The 7,429-nt window shown below is 66.1% G+C and carries 7 protein-coding genes and 1 pseudogene; 1 reads left to right on the top strand and 7 read right to left on the bottom strand.

Features of this window, described 5'->3' with window-relative positions; translation table 11 throughout:
- The 6 genes and pseudogenes from VKI00_RS29560 to VKI00_RS29535 all read right to left on the bottom strand — a co-directional run.
- Positions 1 to 676: aldehyde dehydrogenase family protein (locus VKI00_RS29560; protein ID WP_324444565.1), on the bottom strand; the 676-nt coding region annotated here is incomplete at its 3' end.
- A gap of 90 nt (positions 677 to 766) precedes the next feature.
- Positions 767 to 1,696: an SAM-dependent methyltransferase gene (locus VKI00_RS29555; RefSeq protein WP_414687329.1), complete on the bottom strand. Its 930-nt coding sequence runs from the start codon at positions 1,694 to 1,696 to the stop codon at positions 767 to 769.
- Between the two features lie 2 nt (positions 1,697 to 1,698).
- Positions 1,699 to 2,631, bottom strand: a pseudogene (locus VKI00_RS29550) (class I SAM-dependent methyltransferase); the annotation flags it as partial.
- Between the two features lie 34 nt (positions 2,632 to 2,665).
- The gene (locus VKI00_RS29545) at positions 2,666 to 3,619 is read right to left on the bottom strand and encodes a class I SAM-dependent methyltransferase (RefSeq protein WP_324444563.1); all 954 of its coding nucleotides are present in this window, start codon (positions 3,617 to 3,619) and stop codon (positions 2,666 to 2,668) included.
- A 55-nt stretch (positions 3,620 to 3,674) separates the two neighbouring features.
- The gene (locus tag VKI00_RS29540) at positions 3,675 to 4,319 is read right to left on the bottom strand and encodes a TetR/AcrR family transcriptional regulator (protein WP_324444562.1); all 645 of its coding nucleotides are present in this window, start codon (positions 4,317 to 4,319) and stop codon (positions 3,675 to 3,677) included.
- A gap of 56 nt (positions 4,320 to 4,375) precedes the next feature.
- Positions 4,376 to 5,362, bottom strand: coding sequence for a pirin family protein (locus VKI00_RS29535; RefSeq protein WP_324444561.1), 987 nt, complete (start codon positions 5,360 to 5,362; stop codon positions 4,376 to 4,378).
- Positions 5,363 to 5,447: 85 nt separating this feature from the next.
- Here VKI00_RS29535 and VKI00_RS29530 point away from each other — a divergent pair, with 85 nt between their 5' ends.
- On the top strand, positions 5,448 to 6,866 hold the full coding sequence (locus VKI00_RS29530; RefSeq protein WP_324444560.1) for a chloride channel protein: 1,419 nt from the start codon (positions 5,448 to 5,450) through the stop codon (positions 6,864 to 6,866).
- A 3-nt stretch (positions 6,867 to 6,869) separates the two neighbouring features.
- Here the strand turns inward: VKI00_RS29530 and VKI00_RS29525 are convergent, their stop codons facing one another.
- A complete protein-coding gene (locus VKI00_RS29525) occupies positions 6,870 to 7,418 on the bottom strand; it encodes a DNA starvation/stationary phase protection protein (RefSeq protein WP_324444559.1) in 549 nt (182 codons plus the stop codon).
- Between the last annotated feature and the right edge of the window lie 11 nt (positions 7,419 to 7,429).

Raw genomic sequence — 7,429 nt, 5'->3', positions numbered from 1 at the left:
GCGTCAGGTGCGGTGCGGCGCCCTCGTAGACCTTGCGGCCGATCTCGGTGCCGCCGGTGAAAAACACCCGGTCGAATCCCTGCGCAATCAACTCCTGGCTCACCGCGCCGTCACCCTCGATCACCGCGATCGCGTCGCGGTCCAGGTAGCGCGGCACCAGCTCGGCCATCAGCGCTGCCGACGCCGGAGCGATCTCGGATGGCTTGAGCAACAACGTGTTTCCCGCGGCGATCGCTCCCACTGCCGGGCCGAGCGTCAGGTAAAACGGGTAGTTCCAGGCGCCGATGATCAACACGGTGCCGTAGGGCTCGTACTCCACCCAGCCGCGGCCGGGCAGCTGCGCCAGCTCGAGCAGCCGGTGCTTGCGCTGCACCCACTTCTTGACGTGCTTGGCCGCATACCGGGCTTCGCCCGCGGTGGTCGCGGTGTCGGCCAGCCAGGCCTCGAACGGGCTGCGGTCCAGATCCTTGGCGAGCGCGTCGGCGATCGCCGGCTCGTTTTCCGCCATCATCTTCTCCAGCGCGCGCAGCTGGGCTCGTCGCCACTCCACGCTGCGGGTCTTTCCGGTGGAGTACGTCTGCCGCAGGCGAGCGACAACTGTCGGGATATCAGAGTGAGTCGGGGCGGCCGCGCCGACGGTGGCATGTGCGGTGGTTTCGGTGGCTTCGGTGGTCATGGGGATTCCTTCCTCGACCGACGAAAACCCAATCCTAATCAACCACCTGGTTGGGCAACAGGTGCCCTCAGTTGTCGCAGCCGCCCGCGCTTACGGCTTCTCAGCAGAGACGAAGACAGCCCGGAACGTCGCCGCCACGTTGGGTTCCTCCGGCAGCGGACGACCGACCTGAGTCAGGTAGTCGCGGCCGGACACCGACTCGACGCGCCAGGAGTGCGTATCGAACCAGGCCGCCGGATCGCAGCGCTCGTCTTCGGTGTACCACAGGTCGCCGGGGTCGAAGACGTTCTCGTCGCCGATCCGCTGGCGCAGTTCGTCGGTCTTGGCGCGGCGCTTGTCGTATGCCTCGCGCGCCGCCTCGTCGAAGGTGAAATCCTCGATGCAGGCCCGGCTGCCCGGTGCGCTGAGCGCGTCGATATCGGTGAACAACCGGTCTTCGGCCTCACCCGGCAGGAACATCAACAGGCCTTCGGCCAGCCACGCGGTCCGCTGTGCCGGGTCGAATCCCTCGTCCCGCAACGCTTTCGGCCAGTCAAACCGCAGGTCGGCCGCCACCTCGTGACGCTCGACAACCGGCTGGACGCCGTGGGCCGCCAACGTTGCGGCTTTGTACTCCAACACCTTCGGCTGGTCTACTTCGTAAACGCTGGTCCCCGCCGGCCAGTCCAGCCGATTGGCGCGTGAGTCCAGCCCGGACGCCAACATGACGTGCTGACGGATGCCGGCTGCGGCCGCCGCCCGGAAGTAGGCGTCAAAAAAATGCGTGCGCGCGGCCTGGTAGTTGACCATGTGTGCGCGGACGGCCGCCAACTCGGGATCGGCCGTGTAAGTCGTCGACATCTTGGCCACCAACTGCGCGAGTTCCGGGCCGTCGATCAGCAGCTGCGCGAACTCATCGCGGATCAGCGGCTGCTCGCTGGCCGTCTCGGCCGCGCGGGCGGAAGCCACCATGACGGCCGTCGCGCCGACGCTGGTCGCGATGTCCCAGGTGTCGCCGTCGGAGCGACTCGTCGTGCCCATGCGCGTTGTGCGGTGACGAATTGCGCGAAGGCGTCCGTGTCGTCGGCCATCGGCACGCCGTCCACCCAGCGGTCCAGCCGGCGCATCTCGTCCCCGGAGTTTCGTGCCGTGGCCCGCCAGCCGTGCTCGTTGAGCCAGTCGACGACGACCGCGCGATCCTCGTCGTGGTAGATCAGGTCCTGAATGTCGACACTCTGCTCGATGCCGAGCTTCTCCGCCAGCCCCTGGAATCGATCCCGCATCTCCTGCCGTCGCTCCTCAGCATGGCTGGCCGCAGTTTCCACCGCGATCCGGCTGCGCGGCGCGCTCAACTCGGTGATCTGGGTGAACAGCCGGTCCTGGGCGTCGGCCGGCAGGTACATCAGCAGACCTTCGGCCAGCCAGGCCGTCGGCGCCTCAGGGTCAAAACCCGCGCCGACGAGGGCGGCCGGCCAATCCTGACGCAGGTCGATCGGCACCTCGTGGCGGTCGGCCGACGGCGTCGCGGCGTGCGCCGCGAGCGTGGCCGACTTGTAGGCCAGCACCTTGGGCTGGTCGATCTCGTAGACCGTGGTGCCGGCAGGCCAGTCCAGTCGGTAGGCCCGCGAGTCCAGCCCGGACGCCAAGATCACTACCTGCCGGATGCCGGCGGCCACCGCCCCGGTGAAGTGGGCGTCGAAGAAGTGCGTGCGCACGGCCTGGTAGCTGCGCATGTGTTGCAGCACCGCGGCCCCTTCCGGATCGATCGACTCCACCTTGGCGAGCAGGGAGTCGTCGAGCATGCTTTCCCACACGCCCGTCCCGGCCTGGCTGACCAACAGCTTGGCGTAGGGGTCGCGGATCAGAGCATCGGGGCGATCGGTTTCGACGGCTCGGGCGGCGGCCACCATCACTGCCGTGCTGCCGACGCTGGTGGCGATGTCCCAGGTGTCGTCGTGGCTGCGCAAGGTACTCATCGTGGTCCTGCCTCCTGCAAACTGCGTCTGGTGATCAATCGGCTGCCGCGAGCTGTGCGTGCAGCAGCCTGGTGGTGAACGACTCTTCGGCCAGGTCCGCGGGGATCGGCCGGCCCAGTCGGGCCATTTCGTCGGCGTTGGTCACGGCGTGCACCTGCCAGCCGTGTGCGGTCAGCCATTCGGCGGCATCCGCGCGGTCGCTTTCCTGGTAAGTCAGGGTTTCGACATTGATGTCGAGGCCGAGCCTTTCGCGCATCCGCTCAAAGCGGACCCGTCGCGCCGCGCGGCGTCGCTCGGGGTCGCCCGAACCAAGGCTGAACGACTCGACGGCTACTCGGCTGCCGGGCGCGCTCAGCTCCGTCAGCATCTCGAACAGCCGGTCCTGAGCTTCGGCCGGCAGGTAGGGCAAAAGGCCTTCGGCCAGCCACGCGGTGGGCTGGGTCTGGTCGAAACCCGCGGCCGACAGCGCCGCGGGCCAGTCGTCGCGCAGGTCCACCGGCACAGTCCGCCGGGTGGCCTTGGGTGCGGCGCCGGCCGAGTCCAAAGTGGCCGTCTTGTACTCGACGACCTGAGGCTGGTCGATCTCGTAGACCGTGGTGCCGGCCGGCCAATCCAGCCGGTAGGCGCGCGAATCCAGCCCCGCGGCCAGGATCACCACCTGCCGGATTCCGTGGCCGACAGCATCGGCGAAGTAGCTGTCGAAGAAGTGGGTGCGCACAGCTTGGTAGTCACAGGCCAGCCGGTGCGACCGGCGTCCGTGCTCGTCGTCGCCGATCCACTCGAGACCCGGGCTGGTCAGCCGAGCCCAGGGTCGACCGGCCGACGACACCAACAAGTAGGCGAACTCGTCTCGGATCAGCGGGTCGGCTGTTGCCGTCTCCACCGCGCGCGCTGCGGCGACACTCAAGGCGGTGGCGCCGACACTCTCGGTGATGTCCCAGCTATCCCCGTCGGTACGCACAGAACCCACGTCATACAGATCAGTCATAACGCGCTCATGCTACCAAATAAGTTAGATTAACTATCTGGTTCTGTGCGCTACATCACCGACCTGAATTTAGGCGCCGGGTGAGGCTGTTAGCCAACAACTGATTCACCTGGCCGAAGACCGTGTCGATTTCGTGCCGGTTGGCGACAAAGCCGGCGTAGAAGCCAACCCCCAGCAAAACCGCGATCAGCGCCTCGGTAAGCGCAGGGGCGTCGGTGTCGGCAGCCAGCTCACCGCTCTTGATCGCGTCATCGATGGCCCGCGACAGAAATTCCCGGGTGGTGCGAACCGAATCGGCTTCCTCATGACCCAGCTCGGGGTGCCGCTGCGACTCCAACGCAACCGTGATCAAAAACGCCGCCGCCGTTCGGTTTTCGATGTCCGCCTGAGTCGCGGCGTCGATGAACGCCGACACCCGGCCTACCAGCGTAGTCTCGCGCAGCGCCCGCTGGACACTCGCGACAACAACCACGTCGTTGGTCTCCTTCGCCACTTCCCGGTAGAGCGCGCGCTTGTTCGAGAAATAGTGATTGATCGCCGGCCGGGTCAGGTCAGCGCGGATTGCGATCGCCTGGAAGGTGGCGGCGTCGTATCCGCGTTCGCTGAACACCTCGCGAGCGGCGCGCAAAATGCGCTTCCGCGTCTCGGCCGCCTTCGCTGCAGGGGGGCGACCCGGTCCGCGACTGGCGGGTTGCACCACGGATGAATTGTGCCACAAATCACACCTTTGACCGCCGCGCTAGCACAAGCTGGTTGTTAGCTGAGCGGCGGTTGCGCCGCGGTGTGCGGCATCAATCCATCAGGTGGGATGCTGCCGAACTTTCCGGCCTGGAAGTCCTCGAGCGCTTGGATCAACTCCGCCTTGCTGTTCATCACGAACGGGCCGTAGTGGAAAACCGGCTCCCGGATCGGCTGGCCACCCAGGATCAGCACCTCCAACGCGGGTCTGCGCGACTCCTGCGACGTCGCGGCGGCGACGGTGATCCGCTCACCTGGACCGAGCACCGCCAGCTGGCCCTGCTGGATTGGATGTCCGATCGGGCCGACCGATCCACGCCCGGACAGGACGTAGACCAGCGCGTTGTAGTCGCGGTTCCACGGAATGTTCAGCCGCGCGCCAGGTTCGACCGTGGCGTGCGCCATCGTGATCGGCGTGTGGGTAACGCCGGGCCCGCGGTGACCGTCGATCTCCCCTGCGATGACGCGGACGAGCGCGCCGCCGTCGTCGGAGGAAAGCAAGGTGACGTCTGTGCCCCCGATGGCCTGATAGCGCGGTGTGGCGAATTTGTCCTTCTTCGGCAGGTTTACCCAAAGCTGGATGCCGTGGAAGAGGCCGCCAGTTTCGACCAGGTCGGCCGGTGGCGTTTCGATGTGCAGGATGCCGGCGCCCGCGGTCATCCATTGGGTGGCGCCGTCGGTGATCAAACCACCGCCGCCGTGCGAGTCCTGGTGCGCGAACCGCCCGTCGATCAAGTAGGTGACCGTCTCGAACCCGCGGTGCGGATGCCAGTCGGTCCCCCGGGGCTCGCCGGGCTGGTATTCCACCTCACCCATCTGGTCCATGTGCACGAATGGGTCTAGTGCGGCGGCGCTGACTCCGGCGAATGCCCGGACGACCGGAAATCCTTCACCCTCGTAGCCATGCGGCCCGGTGGTGATCGAGCGCACCGGACGTTCCGTGTCGGCCGGACCGGCGGCCGGCACCCGCTCCAAAGTCAACGTGTCTGCGGTTACCGCGGGCATCTTTACCTCCTGAAACTTAGTTACCAGATATAACCGGACCGCGGTCCGATTATTCCGCGGGAGGTCCCTGCTAACGTCACTGGCGATGCTTGGGGCAGAAGACATCGATCCCGGCCGCGGCGGACGATTGGGCCGCTTCATCCGAAATCTCGAGTACCTCTACAAATGGCTTTTGCTGGGCGTCGTCGTCGGCGTGGTCGCCGGTTTCGGTGCCGTCGTCTTCTATCTGGCGTTGCGCTACACGACCAGTTTTTTGTTGGGTTATGTGGCCGGCTACCACATGCCTACGCCGCTGGTCGAGGGCGGCAAGCCGGGTTCTTCCCACTACCAGCGGCCCTGGGCGTTACCGCTGGTGACGACGGCAGGCGCGCTGGTGTCGGCGTTGCTGGTGGCCAAGTTCGCTCCCGAAGCCAGCGGGCATGGCACCGACAGCGCGATTGAGGCGATCCACACCGATCCGCGCCACATCCGGACCCGGGTGGTGGTGGTGAAGCTGATCAGCAGTGCGCTGACCATCGGCTCGGGCGGCTCAGCCGGCCGCGAAGGCCCCACGGCGCAGATCTCGGCTGGTTTTGCTTCACTGCTGACCCGCCGATTGCACCTCTCCGACGAGGATGGCCGCATCCTGGTGTCGCTGGGGGTGGGCGCCGGCATCGGCGCCATCTTCGGCGCGCCACTCGGCGGGGCCGTCCTGGCGGCATCAATCATCTACCGCGAAGACCTCGAATACCGCGTGCTCTATCCCGGCTTTGTCACCTCCGCCACGGCTTACGCCTTGTTCGGCGCGTTTTTGGGCTTCGACCCGATGTTTGGTTACGTCGACGCCGAATACCGCTTCGAGAGCCCTTGGCCGCTGCTGTGGTTCGTCGTCCTCGGCATCGTCGCGGCAGCCGTGGGTTATTTGTTCGCGCGCGTCTTTTATGCGACCGAAGGTCTGACCGCGCGAGTTCCCGGCGCATCGGTGCTCGCGCCGACCCTCGGGGGCCTGCTGGTCGGACTGATGGGGTTGGCGATTCCGCAAGTTCTGAGCAGCGGCTACGGCTGGGTGCAGTTGGCAACCACCAAGACCGGGCTGCTGACCATTCCGTTGTGGATCGTGCTGGTCCTGCCCCTCGCTAAAATCGTCGCCACGTCGTTGTCCATCGGCACCGGCGGATCAGGCGGAATCTTCGGGCCCGGGATCGTGATCGGGGCGTTCGTGGGTGCGGCGATCTGGCGGCTTGGCGAGATGCTCCATCTGCCTGGTGTGCCTGAGGGCCCGGGCATCTTCGTCGTGGTGGGAATGATGGCGTGTTTCGGCAGCGTCGCGCACGCGCCGCTGGCGATCTTGATCATGGTGGCCGAGATGACCGGCTCGTTCTCCGTGGTGCCCGGCGCGATCATCGCGGTCGGGATCGCCGCACTGCTGATGCACCACACCGATGTGTCGATCTACCGGTCGCAGCGCCTCAACCGCGAGACCGCCGAAGCCGAACGCCTGCACGCCGCCGCAGCCGCGCCCTGATTGTCAGCTTTTACGCTTGGCGCTTTTTGCCGCACTGCGTTCGGTGGATGCGCCGGCGTGAGCCAGCTTGCCACCCGCGTTCTCCAGGTGAGCCCGCACAAACCATTGGAACTTCTCCAGCTCGGCCGCCTGGTCGATGAGGATGTCTTGCGTGACCGGATCAAGCTCTTCGGTTTCCTTAATGCCCTTGCGGGTGTCTTCGATGACCCCGTTGTAGACCAGATCCAGCGCGGCCAGATGCGCCTGCACGGTGTCGCGGCCAACGGAATAGTCGTCCCAGGTGCGGTCTTTCAGGATGGCGCCCGGTGTACCTTGCGGCGACCCGCCAAGGGTCGCGATCCGCTCGGCCACTTCGTCGGCGTAACCGCGCACCAGGTCAACCTGCGGGTCGATCATCTCGTGAACACCGATGAAGTTGGGGCCGACCACGTTCCAATGGATGTGCTTGAGCGTCAAATGAAGATCGTTATAGGTGCTTAGCTGCTTCTGCAGCAGCCCAGCGACTTTGATTGCCTGCTTCTCGGCCATGCCGGGGATGGTGAACTGCGTCATGGCGGGTCTCA

Origin of the sequence: Mycobacterium sp. (assembly GCF_035314665.1) — a bacterium.
Taxonomy (GTDB): domain Bacteria; phylum Actinomycetota; class Actinomycetes; order Mycobacteriales; family Mycobacteriaceae; genus Mycobacterium.
This window is presented reverse-complemented; position numbering and strand designations above follow the sequence as displayed.